The sequence below is a fragment of the Vibrio rotiferianus CAIM 577 = LMG 21460 genome, assembly GCF_002741985.1.
GTDB classification, from domain to species: Bacteria; Pseudomonadota; Gammaproteobacteria; order Enterobacterales; family Vibrionaceae; genus Vibrio; species Vibrio rotiferianus.
The window spans coordinates 24,486-49,928 of the sequence record NZ_APHW01000106.1; the positions used below are offsets into that span (position 1 = coordinate 24,486).

Genomic DNA, 25,443 nt, shown 5'->3' on the forward strand with positions numbered 1-25,443 from the left:
ATGCATTGTCATGTTTTTGAAGAGATATGTCTTCGTAAATAATTATTAAATTATAAATTAAGCGGCTTAAAAGTGAGACAAAATCAACTTTAAACATGAATATCGAGCAAACTGCCGATTACTTCATTATTTTTTTCAACAACTGACGCACCGATGCGGTTATAAGTCGAGGCTTGGATAAGTGATACTAAAGGGTCGATAGCATCGTTTGAAGGAGGGGGAAGGGTTGAGTCAATTAGGGTGTTAAGTGATTCAACTTTGTTGAAGCTGAGAGTTTCATCTAATGCAAGTTCAGGTTGTTGTATTTCCTGCACGGCTTGCTCAGCCATCTTTTGAGAGAGCTGAATCATCTGGTTACCGGTACTAATCCCTGATACTGGCATACCGCCTCCATCACTTAATATGCTATATGAAGCATAGTTGGGTAGGGGCTAATTTGCAATGTTGACCTCTATCGCCAATTAGACAAAGAGCTTTGACAACATGTCTTTTTCTTCGCTGGATAGTACTGGTGAGCTAGTCTTATCCAGTTGGTGATTAATCTGGCTCTTTAAGGTTTTCAATTGATTTGAGTTTAGTAGATCCAGTTTATCCATCAGCTCATTAAATTGTTGAGTCGTCATCTCTTTTATCTCTCTCGTCTTTATCACTGCCATGTTTAACCCCTTTGTCATAGTGGCTAGGTGGAGTTGATTACACGTCTAATGATTTTGAGAGTAGATTTTGAACGGTGATTTATTGTCCGAAAATTGTCAGGTGACGTAAGCAGAAGGTAAGAATTTTCTGACTTTTCAGGGCATCAATGACTTACAAGCGCCAGAATATTTCTGGCGCAGGATTTGCTGTTTTAGTTTGCTCTGACTGCAAACTTGGAGGCGAGAGAATGTAGTTCAGGTAGCATCCGGTAGATAAGATGTAATTGCTGCAGCACCATTCGAGCTGAGTGGTCATCTTCATCGCGCCATTCATTCAGGCGTTGTTCCAAGTTGGAGTCGTCAATTGATGACAAATCACACTCTTCACAATGTTGATGTAACTGCTGATGAAGAACGTCTAAGTGCTGGTGGATGCAGCGGTGAGCATCGAGCACCAATTGATGGATTGCCTCGTCTTCAATTCTCGTACGGTGCGCACCAAGTGCGGAGATGTAGCTGAGCATTGCATGATTAAGCGTTAAGAATCGGAAGCTTTCATCCACAGCTGTTCGATATTTACCCGGCTCTGCCAGCATCGTACTGATGGCAGAAGAAAGATTGGCGTCGTTATTGTGAGCCTGACGACGGGCGATTCGGTAACTGAGGTTATCCTTTTTACCAATACGATACTGACCAATGATCTGACCAAGGTATTGTTTGTTTGCATCTATCGCGTCTGACATCACTTTGTGTAGGCGTTTCGATTGCCAATCTGGTAGAACAACTAAAACTGCCCCCACCGCTAGCACACAGCCAATCAGCGTATCTGCGAGTCGAGGGAGTACAACTGCATAGCCTTCGCCTAACTGGTTGAACAAGAAAAGTACCAGCAAGGTAATGAAGCCTGTAGCGTAGCCGTAGTTGTTGATGCGGAAGGCGAAGAACATCACGCCTGATAGCACGATGAATACTAACTGGCTTTCTTGTGAAGGAAAAAAGGTGAGAAGCGGAACACCAATTAGTAAGCCTGCTAATGTGCCTATCACACGCGCTGTCAGTTTTTGTCGCGTTGCACTGTAGTTAGGCTGGCACACGAACAGCGTGGTGAGCAAAATCCAGTAGCCACGGTCAATATCGAAGGCTTGAATAATTCCATAGCCTACGGTCAGTGCTATCGACATGCGCAGCGCATGGCGAAACAGCATTGAGTCTTTATGTAGGTTGGCTGCAATACGTTGCCACATCGCTTTTAACGTGTGTGGGTTGGTGTCATCAAGCACGTCTTCTTCTAAACGTTCTGCATCAGGGTTGTTGATATTGCTTAACTGTTTCTCTACCGTCGCAAGGTTGTTGAAGAGGTAGGTAAGTTGAGCCAACAAACGCTTCCAGTGGCTTTGTTGCTGCTCTTCCAAATACCCTAATGAGTTTTGTAACTCCGCCAATGCCAAAATAGATTGGTCTGTGTGGGTGTATTCGTTTCCTAATCGAATAGCATGAGCAATATCACGACAAGCTTGAGCTTGTGATTCCAGTAAGTATTTAAAGCGGAACAATACATCTGAACGTTCGAATTCTGTGGCTAAGTCTTGATAGCGATAGTGGCTTGAACTGACGCGCTCATGGATATCTTGTGCAATAAAATAGATGTTCAAGAATCGGTCACTCGGGCCGTCAATGTGTCCACGCTTAGAGCGGCTTAATAACGTGGCTTTACACGCATTGAGTGCATTTACTGTTGCTGCATTGAGTTTTGCAGCCTCAATTCGCATTGGCTGTGGCGTCAGGTTCGTGACCGGGTGAAATAGCTTTGCTTTAGCGTCTAGGTAGTTGGCAATTTGTAAAAACACAGTTGCAAGGCTTTGTTGAACTGGCTGAAGGGGCCAGAATATTTGCCAAATCATGGACATAAAGTAATACCATGCAGCACCTGTCAATAGCAGTAATGGTTGGAACCAAATGTTGGTACTTTCATGCGCTCCGAGCATGGCGTAGATAGCTATCAGTAGTGAACCAAATGCAATGCTTGCGTATTTGGGGCCAATAGCGCCAAGCATAATAAAGCCAAAGGTTGACACAAACAGACCAACAGCAAACGCCCAAGGTGTATTGAACAGAATCTCAATAGAGAATGCGGCGACAGCAAAACAAATAAAGGTAAGAATTAGTGCTTTAATCCTACCAGTGAAGCTATCATCACTTTCCGCCAATGCGGCTGCAATAACACCCAATATAAGGGGAGTTATTAGTACATTTTGATCGAAGTACCAAGCAGGAATCACTACCCCTAACAAGGTAATTAAAATCAGAATGCTGTAATTAATGGTTTTGTTTGCCCAATAGAGGCGTAATTTTAAAGCAGCTTGCACAATGCGCCTTTCGTTGCCGGTGGAAAACGAGAGAATTCTAACAAACTCACTATAACGTGTTTATGACCTATTTTAATAAAAAACGTCACATGGTCAGGAAATCAACAGAATAGTCATTGACTTAACGTGTTGGTTGTCGAAGAAGAAGTGATACGTGTATACAAATTCTACAGTAATGTGATTTTTAATTAAGAATACAGACAGAAGGCGATTTGTACTTCATCCATCGCTACAATTTGAGCGTCTAAAATGATATAAAACGAAAACTTCTATACTAAAAGGCGCACCTTTCATGCAGCTTACTGCCTCCAATAAAGCACAGTTTTTTATTCAAAATGAGTATTACCAGGTAGAAATAAAAGAAAACAGTGTTTTATTGAGTTCAGTGGGCAGTGAAGAACACATACCCTTTACGATTTGGAATGGCAAAGTTAGCGTTAAACGTGGTCTACTTTGGAGCTCGCTTCAGTTCTTCGCTCATGAACAAGATAGCATGCAACAGAGCTGGTTAGTGCAAGGTTTGCCGTGGCCGCAGTGTCGCAAGTTTGCCGTCGAGGCGGTTAGAAAATATCAAGAGTGGCACAATAATCAGTGCCGTAAGCTCGCAGAATACCTTCCTAAGTGGGAAGATGAATTGTATCAACTTCAGCATTTACCTGCTTATCTACCGCATTCGAAAGTGCAAAATTGGGTCGAACAACTTAATTCTGAGCTCGTTGAAATCAAGACCAGCTTGGCAGAAGCGAAAATGCGTATGCCAAATCGTATGGCAGAGATTGAACCATGGCTTTCTGACACTTCTAACACATTGAGCAAACGAAATCATGAGTGGCTGGAGAATGAACGCCCAAATTGGGAAGTGCTATTTAGCCGTATTGAGTCTTCACCGTTGAATCTTTCGCAGCAGCATGCAGTACTGCTTAACGATGATCATAACCTTGTTTTAGCTGGGGCTGGGTCAGGTAAAACAAGCGTACTGACGGCACGTGTGGCGTATTTGCTGCAAAGCCACCAAGCTCAAGCTGAAGAACTATTGATGCTCGCGTTTGGCCGTGATGCTGCAACAGAGATGAAAGGTCGTTTGGTCGACAAAGTGGGATTGGCTGCAGAAGGCGTACGCGTCAATACTTTCCATCAACTTGGTTTGCGCATTCTAAATCAAGTTGAGCCGCAACCTGTAGAGATCAGCCCGCTCGCATTGGATGACAATCAACGTACAGCATGGTGCATCGATTGGCTCAAGAAACACTGGATGACTCCGACTAACTTTAAGCGTTGGCAAAAGCACTTGGACAAATGGCCGATCGCTTATTTGAAAGGTGACGATGAGTTAGGCAGTCACTCAGAAAACCCAAAACTTATCGCTTGGCTAGATCAACAACTGTCACAGCTTGCGGCGGTTGGTCTTACCAAGAAGCAAGTGCAAGAGAGGCTGGTTAATCATCAAGACTACACGCGTTTAAACAGTGAGTTGGCGCTGTGTTGGCCATGTTTTAGTGCGTGGCAAAAGATGCTGAAAGAGACTAATCACGTTGATTTTCCAACCATGATCAGTCGTGCAACCGACTACGTGAGCAAAGGTAAATATATATCACCTTGGCGCTTTATCATGGTGGATGAATACCAAGATATTTCCCCTGATCGTTTGGCTCTGATTGAAGCCTTGTGTGAGTCAACACAAAAGCAAGCCGGTGCGACCTTGTTTGCTGTCGGAGATGACTGGCAGGCGATTTATCAGTTTGCCGGAGCAGATGTTGACTTGACGACAGGCTTCCAAGACCGCTTCATTCATTCGACAGTGCATCACCTAGATACGACCTATCGCTTTAACAACCAAATTGGTGATGTGGCGAATACTTTTGTGCAAGAGAACCCATCTCAGTTGCCGAAGACACTTAATAGTCATAAGCAACGTAAGCAGAAGAGTGTGCATACTACACCGAGTAATCAAGTTGAGAAGATTCTTGATCAACTTAATCAACAAGCGAAGAAAACCAAATCTGTGCTGTTGTTGGGACGTAACCATTACCATAAGCCAGATCTATACGATGATTGGTTGAAGCGTTTTCCAAATCTTGATGTTCGCTTTATGACTTGTCATGCGAGCAAGGGGAGGGAAGCAGACTTTGTTATCATTCTCTCGGTCGATGAAGGACAGTTTCCTGCTAAGAAGAAGCAAGTGCATATCGACGGTGCACTTTGTGAATCAAAAGACAAGTTCCCATATGCAGAAGAACGCCGCTTGTTCTATGTTGCGTTAACACGAGCAAAAGAAAAGGTATGGATTACTCATACTGGTGCGGGTTCTGGTTTTGTTCAAGAATTGGTAAACGGAGATTACCCGGTTGCAAGTATGCAATAGAATGAAGGCGAAGCGATTGTTCGCCCTCTCTATTCTCACGGTAAGGGCAAATTAAGTACGTTCCGCTAAATAGGCATCGTAATCAGGGACTTCCACTTCTACTTCTTGATTAAGTAGTGGAGACTCAAACAAGAACTTTGCTGTTGCTCTGTTGGTTGCAACAGGGATGTTCCAGACACTTGCAATACGCAGGAGTGCTTTTACATCTGGGTCATGTGGTACAGCATTAAGTGGATCCCAGAAGAAAATAAGCATATCGATTTTCCCTTCTGAGATCAGAGCGCCAAGCTGTTGGTCTCCTCCCATCGGGCCACTGATCATGCTTTTGATTGCAAGGCCAGTTTCTTTACTTAACATATGGCCTGTTGTGCCAGTCGCGTAGAGAAAATGTCCCTGTAACTTATCTTTGTTCTGTTTCACCCAGCGTAGAAGTTCAGGTTTGTAGTTGTCATGTGCAACCAATGCAATATGCTTGTGGGTAGGCATGGTGCGAATCGTTTTTTGCATCAAGTTATTTCCGTTATCGATTTTATTCTGTGTAATTTGTTGTTACTTATAGAACACGTTTTTCGATCTTCATTCAACCGCTTTAACGCTGAATGTCGGCCTATACTCTGACGGAGATAACGATTCTTCAATTGTTTCGTCATGAAGGGTCTTTGGGGTCAGTGCTTTTATCTTAGGGCTAGCTTGTTTTTCGTACGATTGGTTTCGTAAATAGCTTGCAGCTTGAATCAAAGATAAACGGCCTTGCTCGACCATCTTGTCGGTAGGAGCGAACAATACTTTATCTCGAAGTAGCCCTCGATAGACACCATGACTCAAATAAACAGACACTAAGCCAATTTCATCTGTCTTTTGTGCACTACGTAACTCACTAATTGCAGCCTCAATAGCCACGGCACTTCCAACAATGTAGTCAATGTCACCCATGTCAATAACACGTTGAACAATGTTTCGCTGTAGTTCTTTATCGTTGTCAGCCCAGAAGCTATCAACAACATGGATGTCGCTACCCTTAATGGCTTCATAGAAACCCTCGGTAACGGGCTTTGTGCCTCCGCGAGTTTTTGGGCCTAATAACAAAGCGATATTGGTTTGACCGCTACCCTTAGGATGACGCTGAGCTAAGAATTTCCCGGACTTGTAACCCATCCAATACCAGTCAACCCCAACAACACCTTTTAAAAGTTTGCTTTGCTCGTCATCTAGCTTGAGTTCGTTGACTGTCGCAAATACGGGAGTGTTACCTACCCATGATTTTAGGTTGTGTTCGTAAGCTTGCGGATCGACAGTACCCAGAATAATAGCGTCTGCACCCCATTGGGTGCATAGGGCTAATTGTTGTTCCTGGCGAGACTTATTTGGATAACCGCCTGCCTCAAGTACACGTAAGTCGACACCGAGTTTTTCCGCTTCGGAAACCATTCCATAGTTTACTGATAGCCAGTATGAGTCCTTTAAATGTGGATAAATGGCACATATTTTTTCAGCTGCGAACGTTGGCACTGAAGCGAAAAGTGACAGTGTTAAGGCAGAATGTCCGAAAATTGTGCGAATTAAGCGCTGATTTATAACCATGAAATGAAGTTCGTTGGCATAGATTAAGTAAACACTGCAAAATATAACGTAAACTAACGCCGAACACGAACATTAAGGTAAGGAATATATGTTGCTAGCAACAGCGAGCATCGGTCGCAAGTTACTTTTGTCTTTTATTGCGATGGCGATGTTGGTGATGGCATCTGCGTTAATTGGGGTGTCAGGGTTTTCTTTGGTAGCCAAAACTGAACGTAATGTCGTAGATGCCGCTATCCCTGCAATGATTGAGGCTCGTCAGGTTTCTGAGCTGAGTACGCGTATCATTTCTTCTGTTCAAATGCTTTCTAATGCACAAAATGAAAAAGAGCGTAAAGAAGCAGGAAAGGTACTTTTTGAACAGCTTGAATCACTACTTTCCCATATTAAAGAGCTGGGAGGGGAGTCTTTCGACGCGGGTCTTTTAGAAAAGTTAGAGACGAATGTTCAAAATGTCATCAATAACTTGGCAGATCTTGGTGTCTCGGTAGAACGCAAGCTTTGGCTCGCTAAGGAAATAGAAACTCGTGTTGAGGAAATGCGCTTATTGAGTGAGGAGTTAGAACAACTAACACGTACCCAAGTGCAAAATACAAGCACGATTGCAGTAGCGAATGTCACCCATATTTACGACTTGCTAGAGGCAAATAAGAAGCAACAAGTTTATCAAGCGTTAGATGCTTTGGTAGAAGTGGACCTAGACCTCTCTGAACGTTTGCACGAGTTACATTTGTTGGCTTTTAAAATGCTCAATCAGATTGAAGAAGCCCGTACGCTAACAAATATGGATCGTATCCAGCAAGTTCAGCATGCATTTGAAGATAATCTGAAGATAATGAAGCGTCGCGTACTTGCTGTTGAAGACCCGACTCGTTCGAAGCAAATGGCCCAGCTTCTAACTGAACTGGGTAAGCGTCAGGTTGTGTTCACCATATTAATGCAACAATATGAAAATAATGACCAATCTCAGCAGTTAATGCACAAAACGTTGGAGTTATTCTCGGAACTAAACAGCACTGTTAACAAATTGGTGGATGACTCAAATCAAACTACTACTGTTGCGGTTGATCAGCTCACTAGCACACTGAAGTTTGCTCAGTGGTCGCTTACAGTTATTTCTATCGTTGGCCTTATTATCGTGGTGCTTATCTTATGGCGAGTCGTTTATGTTTCGGTCGTAAAACGTTTGGCTGAATACTCTGCGGCACTGTTGTCTGTCGCTCAAGGGAATCTGGCTGTAGAGTTAGAGGTTAAAGGGAAAGATGAACTGGCTCATATGGGGCAGGCGATTATTACGGCAAGAAACACAGCACAAGCTTTAAAAGTCGTCGCTGAAGGTGAAGCGAAAGCAAAGCGTGATTTAGAGGAGCATAAGGAGCACCTTGAAGAGCTAGTTGAAGATCGCACCTCTCAGTTGAAACAAGCGAACCGACGTCTGAATGAAGAAGTGCTAAATCATGCGGAAGCCCGCAAGCAAGCTGAGCAAGCAAGTCGAGCAAAATCGGCGTTCTTAGCCACAATGAGTCATGAAATTCGTACACCTATGAACGGTGTGTTGGGGACGGCTCGATTATTGATTGATTCGGGTTTGAATCCTATTCAGAAACGTTATGCCGAAATCATCAACCGCAGTGGTAAAACGCTGCTGGCGATTTTGAATGACGTACTGGATTACTCGAAAATTGAAGCAGGGCATTTGGAGATCCGCAGTTTAGGTTTCGATTTACATCAAATGATTGAAGACACTTTCCAGTTAATGAACGGCAAGGCTCAAGAGAAGAAGCTTCTTTTCTCTTACCACATTGAGAGCGATGTAGGCCGTTACTGGAAGGGAGATGTAACTCGCATTAACCAAGTTCTAAGCAATTTAGTCGGTAATGCGATTAAGTTCACCGAAGAAGGCGAGATTGATATTTACGTCAGCTTAAATCCTGAAGATGAATCCCAAGTTCTGTTTGAAGTCTCTGATTCAGGGATAGGTATAGCGAAGAAAGATCAGAAGACACTGTTCGATGCTTTTACTCAAGCGGAGGGTGGCTTGAATCAAACGGGTGGTACAGGTTTAGGCTTGGCGATCAGCCGTCGGATTATTCAAGCGATGGGCGGCTGCTTGGATGTAGACTCGGATGAAGGGCAAGGCAGTAGGTTTTGGTTCTCTATTCCATTAGAAGAAAGTGAACCTGTAGAAACAGTGTCTATTGCAAGTGCGCGCTGTAAAGTCCGTGCGAAAGTACTCGTTGTAGAAGATAACCCGGTCAATCGTGTCGTTGCTGAAGGTTCTTAGAAAGCATGGGGCACGAAGTTATGATGGCAGAGACTGGCTTAGACGCAGAACAGATCATTGATAAGCATGATTTTGACATTGCATTAGTCGATATCAACTTGCCAGATTGCAACGGTGCTGATTTAATCCACCGCCTTAAACGTATTGAGAGAAACAAACCAGCCGACAAAGCGTTGGTGCCAACCCCAATGGTGGCCGTTTCTGCTCATGTTTTTGCTGAAGAAGTAGAAAGCTATTTGGCAGCAGGTTTTGACGGCTACTTACCTAAACCCATGGAAAAAGAAGCGCTTGCGGCACTGATTCAAGATATGCTGGAAGGTAGACAACTCTTACTTCCTCAAAATTGCGTGGCTCAACACGAGCAGAACACAACGACAGAAAATAATGAAAAAACGGTCCTTGATGACCCAATAGCAGAGGAGCCAACGATGGTTATCATTAACCCTAACGTGATTCAGTCTGATATGAAGATTTTGGGCAGAGAGAAAATGCTGCACATTATCGATCTGTTTAGACAAACGAGCGCGGATGTATTGAGCCAACTTGAGACCTCTGATAAAAATGGAGACAGCCGAGCGGTAAAAGACCTTGCTCACAAGCTCAAAGGCAGCGCGGGTAGCTTAGGTTTGACGGCGTTGATGAATACTTGTCAAGTTATCGAGATTGCACCAGAGCCGTTAGAAGCGTACGCAAAGACTAGTGACGCGTTGAAGCAGCAAGTTAATGCGTCAGTCATCGCTCTTGATGAGCTTATGGTAGAATAACTTCGGATTCCTAGCTTAATAGCGAAAGTACAACAGCATTCAACCTGTATGTAGTCAAGCGCGTTGGGGTTACTTGAGTATATAAATAAAAACCTCCGGCTCAATCCGGAGGTTTTTTTCTATTTGGTCAAATTATCATCCCACTCAAACCGAGTGTCTATGGCGTATGGATCATCGTCCAATGGATGTTCCACTCTGCCACGTAAGTATTCGAGTTGGTGCTCAAGCATATTGACCGTATCGTAGTCTCCCTCTGAGCAGGCAACGTAAATTTGTTGCTCGAGAGCGGCAATGTTATCTCGGATACTCATGAGAACCCCCTTAGATCATCATCGATTCTCAAAACGATTATAGTCAAGTAAACCAAATTCGATCGGTTGTTTTGTACGATACCAATCATGCAAACGATCGCTAAATGGCCAGAATTCGTCAGAGCTGCGGCGAATCGCAAACTTATCCAACAACTTAACGTACTCGTCCTCTGATTTAAGATTGCTGAAATTATCGACAAATTCTTTTATCTGATTTTCTTTAAGCGAGAAAAATACGGCTGGGTAACTGCCAACAACACCTCGAACGATGGTCATACCATCGTTTGCGAAGTCGCGGTTACTCTCTTCATCAAACAAACTAGAAATATTGATATGTGCATTATTATGCAGCAGGGTAAACAGCTCATCTTGACCTGAATTACTGCGCACCATCAGCATGGTGATTGGCGGCACAGTTTGGAGTCCCTCTCCACGAACTTGGTTGATACTTGCCAACTGCTGTTCACTCTCTACCGTTAGCGCGGTATCTACAATGTCATAACGTGGTAACAGGATAGGTGAAACCTGCTTGCGCAAGATGTCGAGCAGTTCGGATTTCGGGTCGTCAGTATGGTACACAACGCTAGTCGGTTGGCTAAATGGCGCGACATTACGCTGTAAGAAGTCGCTCAGCTGACGTGGTTGATCTTGGTACCAACTTGAGTGCTCTTGATGACGCATATCGGCAGGCAATAGGGCAATAAAATTACTTTCCCCTTCAAGACGAAGGAAGTCCATGAACATACGAGTGATCAACTGATGGCCAAAGTTGCCATAAACATCAAACCCAGCAACGAGTAGGTAGTGAATTCGCTCAAGTAGAGCATAGTCCAGCACCCAAGCTGTCTTTGGTTGTTCTCCGACTAAGCCCTGCACGACAGATGCGCTGTCAAAGTGACGGAATACCGTTAGCGCTGCATTCGGATTGGTGCCGTTACCATCCCAAATCACATCCGTAGAAAGATGCTCGCCGTTTTTGAACCATTTGTTGATGAAGTCTGATTTAGCCTCTAGGTAACGAGCTTGCTGGCGTGAGTACTTCACCCAGTTTGTTACTGGTACGGTATTGCTTTCTAACTCGCCCGGAAGCTTCAAATTATCTGCTTGGGAGCGATAAAACTCGTTAACCTCAGGAATATCCGCTTTGTCTGGATCGAGGAAGAACACCCAGAAACGGTCGTTAATTACATTCAATGCTAATTGACCGCGACACACCGGACCTTTGATGTAAGCCATAATGGTGTTTTGCGCATTATCCAGCATGAACTCGAAGCGAGATTTCACTGGTAGGTCAATGAATGCAGTCATCGGGTTAGCAGCGACTTCCGGCTCGTAACTTGGCAGCTGTGCCACTTTGTAATCGGCATCAATGAACCACTTTTTCCAGTTTTCAATGCGTTGTTTATTCAAGGCAAACGGCATGTGGGTCTTATCCACGATAGTGCCTTGCTCTGGAATAATACGGTAGTAAACGCGTTCCACTTTGGGATCATCATATGGACGACGTGTGGTAATGCGTTTTACAGGTTCGCCGGGAGGCGTCGCAGAGCGAACTAATATAAAGAATCGAGGCTGTTCTCCTTCTAATTCAGAGAAATATATGTGAGACAAAAACAGATGTTCGTAGATGTAGCGAGCAGCAAGTTGATTCTTACGAGAGCTCTTGTTGAGTAACGCTTCGTACTTGTCTACTTCTGCTTGTTGTTGCTCAGTCAACGGTACATGTGCGTTCATGATCGCGCCGTTCTTTAACCAAAGCATCAATGTTTGATACTCCGCTGAAGTCAAGTTCGGCATACCAAAAGGCATTCCCCATGTTGGGTTGTCTTGCTCATATTGCGCGTATTCTTCAATCGTCGGACAGGTTTGTTCACGATCGATAGAAAAATCGAAGCCTTCTAGCTGAACTTGGTCGGGAAGAGGGTGTCGCTCCTTTTGTTGCAGCATTCGTGCAATTAGACCGGCATCCATGTTAGCCGCCATGCTCTGCTCACGTTCGTTAAGCACAGGATGGAAGCCAGCGTCACGCCACTCCTGAGTGGTTTGTGCATCTTCAAATAGACGAGTTGGGGCAGCGGCAGTGAGGCGAGTGCCTTCATATACTAAAGCTTTGCTTGCTCCTCGGTCTATGCCTTCTACGGAAGAAAGTTTGAGCTGGCAAGGGGCATCGTAGCAGGCATGGCAAACCACACAGCGATTATCAACAATAGGTTTGACGTCATGTTGAAAGAAATCCGCTTGTGGTTTATCAATCGTTGCGGTTCGTTCACGTACTTGTTCAGGACCGAACAAACTATCGTAGTTCAATCCAGCATAGGTTGCGCAGCCTGCAAACAGAGTCACAAAGCTAACAATAATAATATGTTTATATCTCATGAATATTGAAGGTTTTAGTTATTGTATGTTTATTATACCTAAGTGGCTTAATTGTGCAGGGTTGATTCCAAACTCGCGCTTGAATGTATCATTTAAATGTGAAACTACGTGCGGTAGGTTTGTGTGAATTACTTAATTTACCATTAATAAAAAGCTCAGAAATGTGATTTAAGCATACCTTTGTGGGGGATTTTAAATTTCTTTTTGTTATACAATGCCTTGATAGGTTTGGGGATTTGAAGTGCAAATTTTAACCACTCCTCGGTTTCTCTATAAAGCTCAAAAATAAAAATAGAGATAAGTTGTCTATTGGGTAAATTGCCATTACCCCGGCGTATAGTTTGATGCCGCGTTACATTAGCAGGGAATTATGAAAACACGTTCAGTTTCAGCGCTTACCATTGCGCTAGCTTGCTCTATGGGTTCGACTTACGTACTAGCCCAAGACGGTGCTCAGCCAGACCTTGTTGCTGCTGTTGACCAAAAAATCGAAATTAAGCATCAAGAGATTCAAGATTTAGACGCCAAGTATGACGAGCAAAAATCGGCACTGCGTCAATTACAGAATGATAAAGTGCGCTTGGCATCTGCGGGTGAAGAGCTAGAGGCTAAAAGAAACCGTGCTAAGTCAGCGCTTGATAAGCAGTATTCCCGCTTGCTAGAAGACCCTGATACAGATCTTGTCTCATTCCAAAAGCAGTACCAAGAGAGTTGGGCCGCAGTAAAAGATAATCAAACAGAACAGCTTAAGCTAACCCAGTCTATAGAAGAATCCGAATCTCGCCTTTCACAGCTTAAGCATAAGTTAGCTAGAATGAATAGTGAGTACACAAACCTTCAAGAGTCGCGTTTTGATGCTCGTGTAAAGCGTCTGGAAACAGAGCTAAGAGAAAGTGCCGTTTTAGAGACTCGTTATACAACAAACTGTTCACCTTCTATGACTTTGGGCGAGTGTAGTAGTCAAGGTCAGTACCTGACAAAGCAAAAAGCGGTGAATACCTTTAAAGGTAAGTTGATCAACGATTTAACTGAATCAGAGCTTGTACGTCAGAATTTGCAAGGAGTTCAGCTGAACATTTACGTACAGGAAAGCCAAGTAATTGAAAGTGGTTTCTCTGGTAACGGTGATTACGCGACACATATTCAAGCGCAACTTCAGGCAAGACCGGAAGCGACGGCAGCATGTAAGCTACTGGGGCTATCAACTCGTTACTGTCTAAATGGTCAAGCAACAACAAAAACGTCAAGTAAGAAGCAGCCACCTAAAAGTTGGGTTAACTTGACAGTTCGTTCTGATCAATATGGTGATGCGGTGACGATTAACGGTGTAAGCTATGGCAGCACACCCGTTGAGTTGATGCTGCCGAAAGGTAAGCACCAAGTTACGGTATCCAAGCAAGGCTATGAAACTTACAATCGTGAAATTTACCTTAACAACCGTGATACGGTTTGGGTTAAGCTTGCCGAAAACAGCAAAGGCTAAGAGTCTTCAAAGCTATTGAATCATCGCCACTTTACCATACATATGGTGAAGTGGCGTTTTGCGTCATAACTAGAAATATAAGTAGGAACAATGCGTTACGGTTTATCTGCTCTTGTGTTGGCGATGGTCCCTTCACTTGCATCACTGCCAACTCTCGCTCAAATTGAGCCTAGCCAGACTCCAACGGCTATTCAAAGTACGTTGTTTGAGAAAAACTCAGAATTGCAGGATGCGAAGGAACATGTTTCTGAAATCCAAACGCGATTTGACAATCAAATTGCTGAGACTTCCAGGCTCTCAAAGCAGATTAACAGCTTGGAAACGAAGCTAGCCAAAGCGAAATCACAATTATCAGCGGATTATGCCAAGATGATTGATGAACCAGAGCTTGATATTACTCCTAGCCAGCAACATTACCAAAGTGCTTGGAATGACGTTAAAAAAGCGCAGTCAGATTTGTTGGCATCGCAACAGAAGCAGGAAGAAATCAAGAACGAGCTTTCAGAAGCCAAAGCAATTCAACATCAAGTCGAGTTGACGATTCATGAGTTAAGCGAGAAGAAAAAACGAGCTCGAGTTGCGTTGCTTCGAGAAGAAATTCAAAAAAACGGTACAGAGACAGTGAGTTATGTAAATACCTGTGCCAGTGACATGACATTGGATGCGTGTAAGAAGCAAACATTAAACTTAGCGATTCAGAAAGCGGTTGGGCAATTTAAATCAAATGTCATATCCAACACTTCAGAATCGCAAATCGTGTTGCAAAATCAAGCTTCGGCATCTTTGAATATCCATGTATCAGAGTACTCAGAGGGGGCGTCACGTTTCTTTGACCAGAACAGGTATAAAACCACTTTAAAAGTGGGCCTGACGTCAAAGCCTGCCGATAACGCTGCGTGCAAGTTGTTAGACCTTGATTCAAAGTATTGTTTTGCGCCATCACTAGGAGAGGAGCAATCGCAAAGTGTCGAGATTGCTTGGCATACGGTGATGATTCGCTCTAGTCAATTTGATGATCGTGTGACAATTGATGGTGTTCGCTATGGCTCAACGCCAATAGAGGTGATGCTATCAGGTGGCACTCATCAAATTACGATTGAGAAAGAGGGTTACAAATCATTTAGCCGCCAATTTACCATTGGGCAGGATCAAACAATCCGTGCAAACCTAGTTGCAAAATCTAATGCACCAAAGGCTGGGGAGACTTTTGCCGACTACATCAATAAAAACACTAATGCACCAGAAATGTCTGTGGTTACCGCTGGTACTTTTTTAGTCGGTGAAAATGCGGCAAAACAGGTTACCCTGTCTAAAGGATTTGCATTGGGGATTGCCCCAGTGACGGTCGAAGAGTTCAACGCATTTGTGACAGCAACGGGTTACAAAACCGACGCTGAGTTGACTCATATTTGTACAACCATTGATGAAGCGACGATTGTGCCAGTGGCAGGAAACAATTGGCAGTCACCTGGTTACAAGCAAAATACCGATTATCCAGTGGTTTGTGTGAGTAAAAATGATGCTAATGCCTATGCTAATTGGTTATCTAAGCAGACAGGCTACAAGTACCGTCTACCTTCTGAGGATGAGTGGGAAATCGCCAGTCGAGCAGGCTCTACAGATGCGTACTGGTGGGGCAGTGATTTCGGTGTAGGTAGAGCAAACACAGGTTGGGGCGGTACACCTTGGTCAAACCAAAGTGCGTCTCCTGTTAAGTCATTCGCAGCCAACCATTTGGGCATGTACGATATGGTAGGTAATGTTTGGGAGTGGACAGCCGACCCGAAAGGTATATTAAAGGGTGGAGCATGGAGCTTCTCCGCGGATAAAGCAAAATCTGAAGCTCAACTGTTTATCTCACCGTCGTCTGCTGCAAACTTTGCTGGATTCAGGGTTTTAAGAGAGCTATAAAAAGGATAGGGCAACCATGGTGATTGGCTTTTTAAACCAGATGTTGCTCTACCGTTTTAGTCTAAATTTCAACCTGTTGACCATCGGATTGATATTTTTTACTCTCATTGATTTTACTTTGGCTTTACATCTAACAGGTATGATAACAAGAGTTAAATCGTTGCGAAATGTTGAGCACGGATCACGCTTCCCATCTTTAAAGTGATGCACAGTAATATAGGGTGCAACCGAATTTAGCTTATACCATGGTACTTGTTGGTTTCTTTCATTGTTAGCTAAGGTTGTTGATTCGGGCATTCCGTATTGGGTTCTCTGAAAGGGAATCTTCTGAGCTAACACAGCATATTTGCTTTGATCATGTTGGGCATTGTGCGATCTTTGACTTTCATTCTACCTATAAGACTCTTCATAGTGTGCTAAAACTATGTGCGTTGTACATTAGAAATTTGAGGGTGTGACAACATACTGAAGACATAACCATTTGCATTAGAGGTTACGTCATTTAATCACGCGGCATGGGTAGTTGTGTCCTGTCTTTATTTCTGCCTAACTGTCAGTGAAACAAGAAAAAACTTCGATATCGATTAGACTCAAAAGAGTCAAAGTGAATTGCAAGGAGTGGTTATGCTCTCGTATCAGGTCAATCGAAGTATCGAAATTGAAAAGACACAAAGTGACATCATCGAGTATTTGAAAGACTTTACCCATTGGCCTGATTGGTCGCCATGGATCATTATGGAACCGGAATGCGAACTCACTTACAGTGAGGAACAAGGTGTCGTTGGCTCTGGGTATCAGTGGAACGGTAAGCGTATCGGAACAGGTGCGATCGTGCTAGAAAGTACCCAAGAATATCGTCTAGACATGGAGTTACACTTCTTTCGCCCTTTTCAAAGTCACGCAAAAGTTACCTTTATTGTCATGCCGTCTTCTAATGGTTGTACTGTAGAGTGGCAGATGCAATCACGTGTTCCATGGTTTCTCGTCTTCTTTAAAACTATGGTTAAGTCCATGATAGAAATGGATTATGAGCGTGGTTTGCGTATGCTTAAAAGTCAACTGGAAACGGGCCAAGTGCTGTCTCAACTTACCGATGTCGGTTCCCGCAAGCAAAATGAAATTAACTACATTGGCTTAATGGGAGCCGGAACCATTCCAGAACTGGGACCCGTCATGCAAGATCATGTAGCGCGACTGTACGAAATGGCAGAGCGAGAAAGGTTGCCAGTGACAGGGGAGTTGTTCTGTTACTACCTTTCGATGGACATGAAACGCGGTTATTTCGAGTTCATTACATGTTTACCAGTACAAAAAAGTGTTGTAGCGACCGGGGATTTTGTTGCTGGAACTATTCCGACTTGCGAAACTTATGCAGTGGAACACAAGGGTGAATATCAATTTTTAGGTAATGCATGGTCGTATGCGATGAATCTTACTCGGCACAATGGCATCAAAGTGAAGACCAAACCGTTGGGCATTGAACGCTACCTTAATAACCCGAATGACACTGACAAAGCAGACTTGTTGACCGAAGTGATTGTGTTCAAGAAATGATGTGTGTTGTAAAACTATGAAGCAACGCCATGTTTCATCCTAAGTGCATGATAGTATTCGTTTGCAAATTAGAACGATACTCAAGTTGATGTGTGCCTTTATGGTGCCATCGCATTATGTCATGGATGAGATATGAGACTTAAATACTCCCTAATTACCGCGAGCCTCTTGGCTACCCATTCTTACGCAGGTGACGCGCCGAAGAACATTATTTATATGATCGGTGATGGCATGGGGCCAGCCTTTACGACCGCTTATCGCTATTATCACGATGATCCAAATACAGATGAAATAGAGCCGACGGTTTTTGATTCTATTTTGGTTGGTATGGCGAAAACGTATCCTGATGATGCGACTTACGTTACTGACAGTGCAGCAAGTGCTACAGCGCTGAGTACCGGTGTCAAAAGCTACAATGGTGCTATTGCGGTGGATACGGATAAGAAGCCGATCAAAACAATGCTAGAGATGGCGAAAGAGAAAGGCATGACCACTGGCTTGGTGGCTACATCACAAATTAACCACGCAACGCCAGCCAGTTTTGCCGCTCATAATGAATCTCGCCGAAACTATGACGATATTGCCAATGATTACATCGACAATAAAGTGGGTGAGAAATTACCAGTCGATCTACTCTTGGGCGGTGGTGTTCGTTATTTCGAGCGTGAAGACCGTAATTTAGCTGAGGAGTTCAAGCAGCAAGGCTACCAATACGTTGCCGACTTTGCTCAGCTTCCTGCACTGCAAACTTTACCCGCCTTAGGCTTGTTCGCGGATAAGGCATTTCCGTTCGCACTAGATGAAAATCCCACTCGCCTAGAAGAGATGACCAACAAAGCGCTTTCTCTATTACAACGTCAAGACAATGGCTTCTTCGTGATGATTGAAGGTAGCCAGATCGACTGGTGTGGGCATGCGAACGACATTGCGTGTGCGATGGCGGAGATGAATGATTTTGCTAAGTCAATTGAATTGGCTAAAGCGTATGTCGATGCTCACCCCGATACTTTATTGGTGATCACCGCTGATCACTCAACTGGCGGCTTAACAATTGGTGCGAATGGGCAGTATCAGTGGGACACAGAGGTGATTAAGGGTGTTCGTAAAACCGTATGGCCTTTGGCGATGTCTCTTGCGCAATCCCACGACATGATCGCGACATGGAATGAGTCGGTTGATTGGTCATTATCTAAAGATCAAGGTCGAAAGCTGGCATACGCCAAATTGAGTGAAGAGCCAGCTAAAGCCCTCTACAAGGAAGTGAAAGCAATCATTAATGAGAAGAGCTACACCGGTTGGACGACAAAAGGGCATACCGCTGTTGACGTCCAAGTGTTTGCTTATGGGCAAGGTGCGGATAAGTTTGTTGGTTCACAAAATAACACTGATATCGCGAAGAAGTTAATCAGCTTTATTCAGTAGGCTCTCAACTCAATAGATTTAAACTGTCCGTTTCTCGTAAGCGAAAAGAAAATGCCTCAGCATGTGCTGAGGCATTTTTTATAGGCCAACTTCTCTTGTTAGAGAATTATTGTGCACGGTATTTACCGCTGTTTAGTTCAATTTTAGACGCTTTTACGCGACTGTCAGCATTTAGGTAATCGCTAATGCTCAGAAGATCTTGGCCTTCGGCTGCTTTGAACACGGCTGATTCACCTTGAGCAAAGACGACGTCAAGTTTGAGCTCTTTAGCTACTGCCTTTGCATCGGCTGGGTTTTTTACCGTAACAAAGATAAGGCCCGTTGCTTTAGATACGTTACTAAACGCATTCTTAAACACCTCATCACCAGCGTGTAGCTCTGCCGCTTCGGCAAGGCTATCAACAGAAAGTTTTCGGTAATCTTGACCATTAATTTGTACGGCATCAGATGGGACAAACAGTTCAGGTGTAGGTTGCTGAGCTAATTGTTGCTCTGCTTGTACAGCCGTTGCCATTGTCGATAGAGCCAGAATAGAAAATGTCATAAATTTCATGTGAATGACTCCTTAGTGACCGAAGATACGCATAGACCAGTTTTTGATAACACCTGGTTTTGCGTTGTTAGCCATCGGTACATCATAGATAGCTGAAGAATTGAAATATGCAATGAATGAGAACACTTCATCGCCGTTGGTATCGATCGCTCGTAGTGTCCATTCGCCTTTTGCGTTTTCACCGTAGAATTGGTTAGAAAGCATTAATTGGTTTTCATAACCCGCTACTGTTGAATCCAGAGATTGACCAACGAGACCATTACGTGGTGTTTGCAGAACTGAACGTGTACCTGATGGAGAAATCAGCTCAATTGCCAAATCTGGTAGACGCGAGTGTTCAAGTGTTAGTTTCACTTGTACTGACTCAACAGTAATGTCATCGGTAACAGCAATCGCTGAAGAGCCACCCGCTAAGCTTGCGTCTGGAACACTCACTTCCGTCGCATTGCTTGCCCAAGGTGTAATAACTTGTGCAGGTAGAACATTGTTTGTCATACGAGCAAGTTTCATTGCTTCATCTAGGTTAACTGCGCCAAAACCGTAGAAGGTATGGAAGTCAACGCCAGCTGCGTTTTTCTGCCATGGTGAAATCGCTTCGTAGCTTACCAAGTCTCCTTGGCTATTAACGAACTCAAGTTGAACACCTGGGTGGTCTTTGTCGGTTACGCTTGCTGTTTCTGCCAGTAACGCACGGACATCACGAGCGCTCAGCGCATGGTTGGTAGACATAATCGCAGCAATTGCACCAGAGGTGTTTGGCGCCGCTGAAGACGTACCATTCATTGTGCTGGTGTAGTTACAGTTCGGATCTTGCTCAGTACCGCCGTGCAGGCCGTTAATACCTAAATCTGCACTGGTGTTTTGACCTTCTTCACAGCCTACTAGATCTGTCGTTACCATTGCTGGGAAGTCTTGACCGTATTCACCTGCTGGTGCTGCGACCCACACGTTAGCACCAACTGATGAGTAGCTGGCGCGAGTTCCGTCAGCACGAAGTGCGCTGGTTACAAGGTTGTAGTAACTCGCATTGTCGTAAGACTGTGCCGAGTTATGCATTGGTAGGCCTTTGTTACCACCACCTGCGAAGAAGTCGCTAGGAAGCACGAAGAAACGACCAGTGTTGAAGTAGCGGTAACCGTTACCAGCAGATTTCACGAAGACAGCACCACGACCCCAAGCATTACCTTCGCTAACGTTTTTCATTACATCCATTTCAAGCTTGAACTGCGGATCGTTCTCATCGAATGGAATAGGGTAGATTGGGCTAAAACCATAACTTTGGTTGAAAACGCGAACATCGCTGGTTGCAGCGTCCACGCCGTGAGAAATCAACCAGCCTTCCAGCGTTTGGTTTGCGAGCCAGTTAAAGCCCATTAGAGAAGAGCGAGAAGCTACGCCGCGAACGCCCTCACCGTTGTTACCAACAGCGCTGATTAAGCCGGCTACAGCGGTACCATGGCCATTTGTATCAACTGGGTAATCGGCTGGGAATGAAGAGTCTTCAACGAAGTTTCTGCTACCTGTGACTACGTTACCTGCAAGGTCTGGGTGATCGATCTGTACGCCAGAGTCAATAACGGCAACTTTTACACCAACACCAGCAATGCCCATGGCTTGTGTCAGTTTGGTGTTCAAGTCATTACCCGCAACGGCAGGGTTTGCTGCAAACGCAGTTTGGCCTGTGTTGTCTAGGTGCCATTGCTCAGAGTAGAGCGGATCATAAGCCGAGACGGCAGGTGAAAGGCCTACTGCTAACATTGCAGCGAATAGGCGATTAATGCGTGTTTCCATTTGTGACCTCATGTCTTTGTTTGGAATTTTTGTCCCTGTTCGATACTCCTTTAAACAGGTCTAAACAAAGCTAGCGGCTTAGAATGGAAACGAAAACCGTTTACATTCTCTTTACTTTCATTTTTCGACGGATCGCGTTGTAATAACGCTTAGGGGTTGATAGAACGTAAGATTCTAGATATTGGATATGGGGAAGAGATGTGAAAAGTCGCAAAAAAGTAGCGATTATTCTCGCTACTTAAAGGTGTGAGGTTCTCATATAGCAGGTTGTATCGTAACCTCGCTTTCAGTGTGGCTTTCTTCCTTCTTCGTAATCAGCGTATCGACCCATTTTTCGATGTACCACTTATTGCGTTCTTTATCGCACCACTTTTTGTTTAAGCCTCGTCGGTTGAACTCAGAGCCAATTGCTGCCAATGTCTGGTTTGTTTGGCGTTTATAAAACAACGTCTCACATAGTTGCATGTTGCTCATTTGCTGTGCGTACACATTGACACTACTGCCTCTCATGCCCATTTCAGCGGCTTGTTGGTTCGAGCAGGCGCTAACTAACAAACTAGCGATGATCGTGACGAATAGATGTTTTTTCATAATTTAACCAGAATTGATTTTGTATTGGTTTCTTCCTGCTTGTTTCGCTTCGTAAAGCGCTTGGTCGGCAAACATAAAACAGTCATCCCAATTAGTATTGAGCATAGTGACGTTCATTGTTTTTATCGCACCAATCGAGATGGTCGCGCTAAGGGTTAAACTATTAATGCTAAGCTTTTCGTTTTCAACTGCTTTCCTTAGTCTTTCTAAAGTTTTTGAACATTCGTCGATGTTTTTGGCTTCAAAAACTAAAACAAACTCCTCGCCTCCCCAGCGGGCAAGTAAATCTTTAGATCGGACCGAACGCTTAATCACAGAAGATACATGTTTCAGCATTTGATCTCCCTTATCATGACCGTACGTGTCATTGAACTGTTTGAAATAGTCGATATCAATGACTGCTAAAGAAAACATACTCTCAGGTGCGGTGTTGGCCATGTTACGCAACCAATGGGGTAAGTAGCGACGATTATGAACTTGGGTTAAAGGATCAATAACGTTTTGCTCAGCGAGTTCTCGGTTGACTCTTTTGATTCGAGATACATACCTTATCCCTAAAGATGCGATACCAATGAGTGATAAGAAATAGAAAATTTCTCTGTATCGCTGGGCTTGTAACTTAGATGCTTGTAGATCATTTTGAGCTTCCAATAGCTTCAATTCTTTTTGGGCGAGTTTAGCTTCTAACTCAAATTTAATGTCTAGCATCTCTTCGCCATTGACATGGCTGGCATACTCTTTTTCTAGGCTTCGGAGCTTAGAAAGTTGATAGAAGGCTTTCTCATACCGCCCTAGCGCTTGATTTGCTTTGACGAGTACCAAAAGCATCCCAATTCTTTCTTGCGACTCTGGAGTTAAGGTTAAAGACATTTGTTCGAGAGCTTTATTCGCATGTACAATTGCTAGCTCGAACTGTTTTTTGCCCATATAAGTTTCAGAAAAAGCTTCATAACAAGAAGCTTTTGCACCACTTTTAGGGCTGCTAGTAGGTAGATCTAAGCATTGCTGAGCGAGCTCTAAAGACTCATCGTGTTTACCCATCGCATTCAATAGCTGAGATAGGTTCGCCAAAGATGTATGCTTCAAGCTGTCAGACCCTGTCTCCATACTTAATTTTACTGCTTGCTCAAAGTAGTATTCTGATTCGGAGTACTTTTTTTTGGCAAAGCCAACGACGCTTTTGTTGGCGTAAAGAATGCCAAGGAATAAGCTATTATCAAAGTCGTTGGCTTTATCAAGATAAGTGCTGATTGCTTGATTGATGTAGTTTTCAGCTCGGACCCAATCGGATGTATCCATATATACAGAAGCAATATTATTTAGGGTCATTGCAACTTGAATTTCAAAATGCGAATCGTCAAGTAAATCAAAGGCAGTTCGATAATACCTCATGCCAGTTTTTACCTGTGCTCGATGAATTTCAGCGTTGCCAAGCCAACGGTAGGCACGGCCTTGGAGAGCCTTGTAACCAATTTCACGGCTAATATTGATAACATCGTGCAACAACAACTCCCCTTGCCAGACATCATTCGCTTCTATGTATTCTATCGCTTTGTTCAGTTTAGCTTCGGCGACTACCCATTGGAGTTGGTGCTTGTTTCCAAAGGCCACCATATCAGGCAGATCAGATATTGGAACACCTTCGTATCGTTCTAGGTAGATACGAGCGAAATAATACAGTGCTTGAGCCTGAGGGGAAGTACGTTTAGGCTGCTCTAAAGCAGTGTTTTTGATTGCTCTTGGTTTACCGATCGACTCAAAGTAAAACTGCAGTGTAGGCAGGTCTTCAGCTGCCGTATTCTGCATTAAGTAACACGAGTGTTTTTTACCTTCCTTTGCTGCAGAAGGAAGCGATAATGACACTAGAAAAGCAGTTAGAATGGCTAAACAGGGCTTTGAGAAAGAAAGTACACGCATTTATAAGAGACTAATACCGAGAGTGGTGCAAAGACATTGGTAATATAGCATTTATAAGATTGCATTACTTGAAAATTAACTTGTGGTATGTAAGTTGCAGTAGTTAGAACAACCAAGTTTGAGCGTAGTTAATCTGAGGAAATATAAAACGCTTCTAGAATGGATGCAGTCATCAACATAAGGAGGTGGTTATGCTCAAATCCACAACGTCTTTATCTGGGGCAATAGCAGGGAAAGCCACACAACAACGAGCTTACTACCGATTACAGTACCCTAGTTGCGCTAGACCAAGTCTACTGATATCAGGTACTAGATACTTAGTGAGTGAATTATCGGAGCGAGGTTTAAGATTATTGAAAGCCCACCACTCTTTAGGCGCAGTTGGAGTCAAGGTTAGAGGCGAACTTTCTCTGCATGACAATACAGAATTATCACTAGCCGGACACGTAATAAGAATGGAAGAGAAGGAAGTCATTGTAAAACTTGATGCGGGGCCGAGCTTCAAAAATATGCTCGATGAGCAACGCTTTATGCGATCAAATTATCCAGAAATTACTTGATAGACTCAACTGATTAAACGAGTAGGTCATTCGACATCTAAAATTTCATCTGACTGTCATAAATATTTAATACAGGTATGTATTGTGTGGAAAGTCGCTTTTGTACATAGTGTTATTAAGCCATGAAAAACTGGCTGTTCCCATCAAAAAGGAGATTGCCTATGCACAACGAAATGATTCAACCTTCTCGCTTCGGTATTATCGGTCGTACTTGTATTGCTTCAGTTCTGATGATCGCAGGTGTTTTCACTCTCATTCAATGAGACAGTAACGAATCATCACTGACAAGAAAACCATAGCAAAATTCAGGGAATTACCTTAATAAAAAATAAGGTATTCCCCTGAAAATCTCGCCTAAGTCTCTTTTCTTAACTCAACAAGCTAAAAACCAACGCACTTACTGCAACAATACCTGTCATTAGTACAAAGTATGTAGATGCTTTTCCACGATACTTCTGCAGTCCTTTCACTTTGTATACCGCTAACATCGGCATAATAAATAAGATCATGGCAATGACTGGACCTGATAGAGCTTCCATCATGCCTAGTATGCTAGGGTTCATGATTGCTGCGATCCAAATCGATACAAACAGTACGACAACACTAATGTGATCAACACGTCGTTTTGGCATATCAGAATGTTTAGAGATCAAACCATTAAGGCTTTCGCGTGCGCCAAGGAAGTGCCCAAGGAATGAAGAAGTAATTGCCACGAAGGCAACAAGCGGACCTAAGGTTGCAATGAATGGGTTTTCCGTCGCGTTAGCTAAGTAAGACAATACCGATACGTTTTGTGCTTTTGCTTCTGCCAGTTGCTCCGGGGAAAGAGCAAGTACGCATGAGAAGACAAACAGCAACACGAATGCGATCAGCATGACACTTGTACGGCGTAAGATCAGTTCTGATTTTACATCGGCGCCTTCACCGTAATGTCGGCGTGTACGTTTGCAAAACTTGAGATCGCCGCTGCGTGGCTAAATGAGAA

General features: G+C 43.7%; 17 protein-coding genes and 2 pseudogenes. 7 read left to right on the forward strand and 12 right to left on the reverse strand.

The window, feature by feature from the left end; translation table 11 throughout:
• Positions 1-89: 89 nt before the first annotated feature.
• From B853_RS22020 to yccS, 3 genes are all read right to left on the reverse strand, one after another.
• A complete protein-coding gene (locus B853_RS22020) occupies positions 90-383 on the reverse strand; it encodes a hypothetical protein (RefSeq protein ID WP_010452355.1) in 294 nt (97 codons plus the stop codon).
• Between the two features lie 78 nt (positions 384-461).
• A complete protein-coding gene (locus B853_RS22025) occupies positions 462-656 on the reverse strand; it encodes a hypothetical protein (RefSeq protein ID WP_010452353.1) in 195 nt (64 codons plus the stop codon).
• Between the two features lie 191 nt (positions 657-847).
• Entirely contained in the window at positions 848-3,001 is a 2,154-nt protein-coding gene (gene yccS, locus B853_RS22030) for a YccS family putative transporter (RefSeq protein ID WP_010452351.1), read from the reverse strand.
• A gap of 292 nt (positions 3,002-3,293) precedes the next feature.
• On the opposite strand from yccS, the gene helD reads away from it, so the two are divergent.
• Positions 3,294-5,363, forward strand: coding sequence for a DNA helicase IV (gene helD / locus B853_RS22035; protein ID WP_038886749.1), 2,070 nt, complete (start codon positions 3,294-3,296; stop codon positions 5,361-5,363).
• A gap of 51 nt (positions 5,364-5,414) precedes the next feature.
• On the opposite strand, the gene B853_RS22040 is transcribed toward helD, so the two are convergent.
• Both B853_RS22040 and torT read right to left on the reverse strand, forming a co-directional pair.
• Positions 5,415-5,870, reverse strand: a complete 456-nt coding sequence (locus B853_RS22040; protein WP_038886754.1) for a methylglyoxal synthase — start codon at positions 5,868-5,870, stop codon at positions 5,415-5,417.
• Positions 5,871-5,939: 69 nt separating this feature from the next.
• On the reverse strand, positions 5,940-6,944 hold the full coding sequence (torT, locus tag B853_RS22045; RefSeq protein WP_038886757.1) for a TMAO reductase system periplasmic protein TorT: 1,005 nt from the start codon (positions 6,942-6,944) through the stop codon (positions 5,940-5,942).
• 88 nt (positions 6,945-7,032) lie between these two features.
• On the opposite strand from torT, the pseudogene torS reads away from it, so the two are divergent.
• Positions 7,033-9,989 (forward strand): annotated as a pseudogene (gene torS, locus B853_RS22050) (TMAO reductase system sensor histidine kinase/response regulator TorS).
• A gap of 119 nt (positions 9,990-10,108) precedes the next feature.
• Here torS and B853_RS22055 read toward each other — a convergent pair.
• Both B853_RS22055 and B853_RS22060 read right to left on the reverse strand, forming a co-directional pair.
• Complete coding sequence (locus B853_RS22055; RefSeq protein ID WP_038886761.1) at positions 10,109-10,300, reverse strand: hypothetical protein; 192 nt, start codon at positions 10,298-10,300, stop codon at positions 10,109-10,111.
• Between the two features lie 18 nt (positions 10,301-10,318).
• Positions 10,319-12,676, reverse strand: coding sequence for a fatty acid cis/trans isomerase (locus B853_RS22060; RefSeq protein WP_038886762.1), 2,358 nt, complete (start codon positions 12,674-12,676; stop codon positions 10,319-10,321).
• Positions 12,677-13,046: 370 nt separating this feature from the next.
• Here B853_RS22060 and B853_RS22065 point away from each other — a divergent pair, with 370 nt between their 5' ends.
• The 4 genes from B853_RS22065 (at position 13,047) to B853_RS22080 (ending at position 19,046) form a co-directional block, all read left to right on the forward strand.
• Positions 13,047-14,159, forward strand: a complete 1,113-nt coding sequence (locus B853_RS22065; RefSeq protein ID WP_010452337.1) for a PEGA domain-containing protein — start codon at positions 13,047-13,049, stop codon at positions 14,157-14,159.
• A 90-nt stretch (positions 14,160-14,249) separates the two neighbouring features.
• On the forward strand, positions 14,250-16,070 hold the full coding sequence (locus B853_RS22070; protein WP_038886764.1) for an SUMF1/EgtB/PvdO family nonheme iron enzyme: 1,821 nt from the start codon (positions 14,250-14,252) through the stop codon (positions 16,068-16,070).
• 624 nt (positions 16,071-16,694) lie between these two features.
• Positions 16,695-17,624 carry an SRPBCC family protein gene (locus tag B853_RS22075; protein ID WP_038886766.1) on the forward strand — a complete coding sequence of 310 codons (930 nt, stop codon included), beginning with the start codon at positions 16,695-16,697 and terminating at the stop codon, positions 17,622-17,624.
• Positions 17,625-17,756: 132 nt separating this feature from the next.
• Positions 17,757-19,046 (forward strand): alkaline phosphatase, encoded by a 1,290-nt coding sequence (locus tag B853_RS22080; protein ID WP_038886767.1) that lies wholly within the window; start codon positions 17,757-17,759, stop codon positions 19,044-19,046.
• A gap of 106 nt (positions 19,047-19,152) precedes the next feature.
• On the opposite strand, the gene B853_RS22085 is transcribed toward B853_RS22080, so the two are convergent.
• The 4 genes from B853_RS22085 to B853_RS22100 all read right to left on the reverse strand — a co-directional run bounded on the left by B853_RS22085 (position 19,153) and on the right by B853_RS22100 (position 23,484).
• Entirely contained in the window at positions 19,153-19,599 is a 447-nt protein-coding gene (locus B853_RS22085; protein WP_038886769.1) for a hypothetical protein, read from the reverse strand.
• 12 nt (positions 19,600-19,611) lie between these two features.
• A complete protein-coding gene (locus tag B853_RS22090) occupies positions 19,612-21,390 on the reverse strand; it encodes a S8 family peptidase (RefSeq protein ID WP_038886771.1) in 1,779 nt (592 codons plus the stop codon).
• A gap of 255 nt (positions 21,391-21,645) precedes the next feature.
• Entirely contained in the window at positions 21,646-21,981 is a 336-nt protein-coding gene (locus B853_RS22095) for a hypothetical protein (RefSeq protein WP_038886775.1), read from the reverse strand.
• A 3-nt stretch (positions 21,982-21,984) separates the two neighbouring features.
• Positions 21,985-23,484, reverse strand: coding sequence for a tetratricopeptide repeat-containing diguanylate cyclase (locus tag B853_RS22100; RefSeq protein WP_227741931.1), 1,500 nt, complete (start codon positions 23,482-23,484; stop codon positions 21,985-21,987).
• A gap of 605 nt (positions 23,485-24,089) precedes the next feature.
• Here B853_RS22100 and B853_RS22105 point away from each other — a divergent pair.
• Complete coding sequence (locus B853_RS22105) at positions 24,090-24,458, forward strand: PilZ domain-containing protein (RefSeq protein ID WP_050568998.1); 369 nt, start codon at positions 24,090-24,092, stop codon at positions 24,456-24,458.
• A 368-nt stretch (positions 24,459-24,826) separates the two neighbouring features.
• Here B853_RS22105 and B853_RS22115 read toward each other — a convergent pair.
• Positions 24,827-25,443 (reverse strand): annotated as a pseudogene (locus B853_RS22115) (aromatic amino acid transport family protein); the annotation flags it as partial.

Excerpts from the sequence above, each read along its gene's own strand:
- B853_RS22020 (WP_010452355.1), bottom strand. The coding sequence starts at position 383 with ATGCCAGTATCAGGGATTAGTACCGGTAACCAGATGATTCAGCTCTCT.
- B853_RS22025 (WP_010452353.1), bottom strand. The coding sequence starts at position 656 with ATGGCAGTGATAAAGACGAGAGAGATAAAAGAGATGACGACTCAACAA.
- helD (WP_038886749.1), top strand. The coding sequence starts at position 3,294 with ATGCAGCTTACTGCCTCCAATAAAGCACAGTTTTTTATTCAAAATGAG.
- B853_RS22040 (WP_038886754.1), bottom strand. The coding sequence starts at position 5,870 with ATGCAAAAAACGATTCGCACCATGCCTACCCACAAGCATATTGCATTG.
- torT (WP_038886757.1), bottom strand. The coding sequence starts at position 6,944 with ATGGTTATAAATCAGCGCTTAATTCGCACAATTTTCGGACATTCTGCC.
- B853_RS22055 (WP_038886761.1), bottom strand. The coding sequence starts at position 10,300 with ATGAGTATCCGAGATAACATTGCCGCTCTCGAGCAACAAATTTACGTT.
- B853_RS22060 (WP_038886762.1), bottom strand. The coding sequence starts at position 12,676 with ATGAGATATAAACATATTATTATTGTTAGCTTTGTGACTCTGTTTGCA.
- B853_RS22065 (WP_010452337.1), top strand. The coding sequence starts at position 13,047 with ATGAAAACACGTTCAGTTTCAGCGCTTACCATTGCGCTAGCTTGCTCT.
- B853_RS22070 (WP_038886764.1), top strand. The coding sequence starts at position 14,250 with ATGCGTTACGGTTTATCTGCTCTTGTGTTGGCGATGGTCCCTTCACTT.
- B853_RS22075 (WP_038886766.1), top strand. The coding sequence starts at position 16,695 with ATGCTCTCGTATCAGGTCAATCGAAGTATCGAAATTGAAAAGACACAA.
- B853_RS22080 (WP_038886767.1), top strand. The coding sequence starts at position 17,757 with ATGAGACTTAAATACTCCCTAATTACCGCGAGCCTCTTGGCTACCCAT.
- B853_RS22085 (WP_038886769.1), bottom strand. The coding sequence starts at position 19,599 with ATGAAATTTATGACATTTTCTATTCTGGCTCTATCGACAATGGCAACG.
- B853_RS22090 (WP_038886771.1), bottom strand. The coding sequence starts at position 21,390 with ATGGAAACACGCATTAATCGCCTATTCGCTGCAATGTTAGCAGTAGGC.
- B853_RS22095 (WP_038886775.1), bottom strand. The coding sequence starts at position 21,981 with ATGAAAAAACATCTATTCGTCACGATCATCGCTAGTTTGTTAGTTAGC.
- B853_RS22105 (WP_050568998.1), top strand. The coding sequence starts at position 24,090 with ATGCTCAAATCCACAACGTCTTTATCTGGGGCAATAGCAGGGAAAGCC.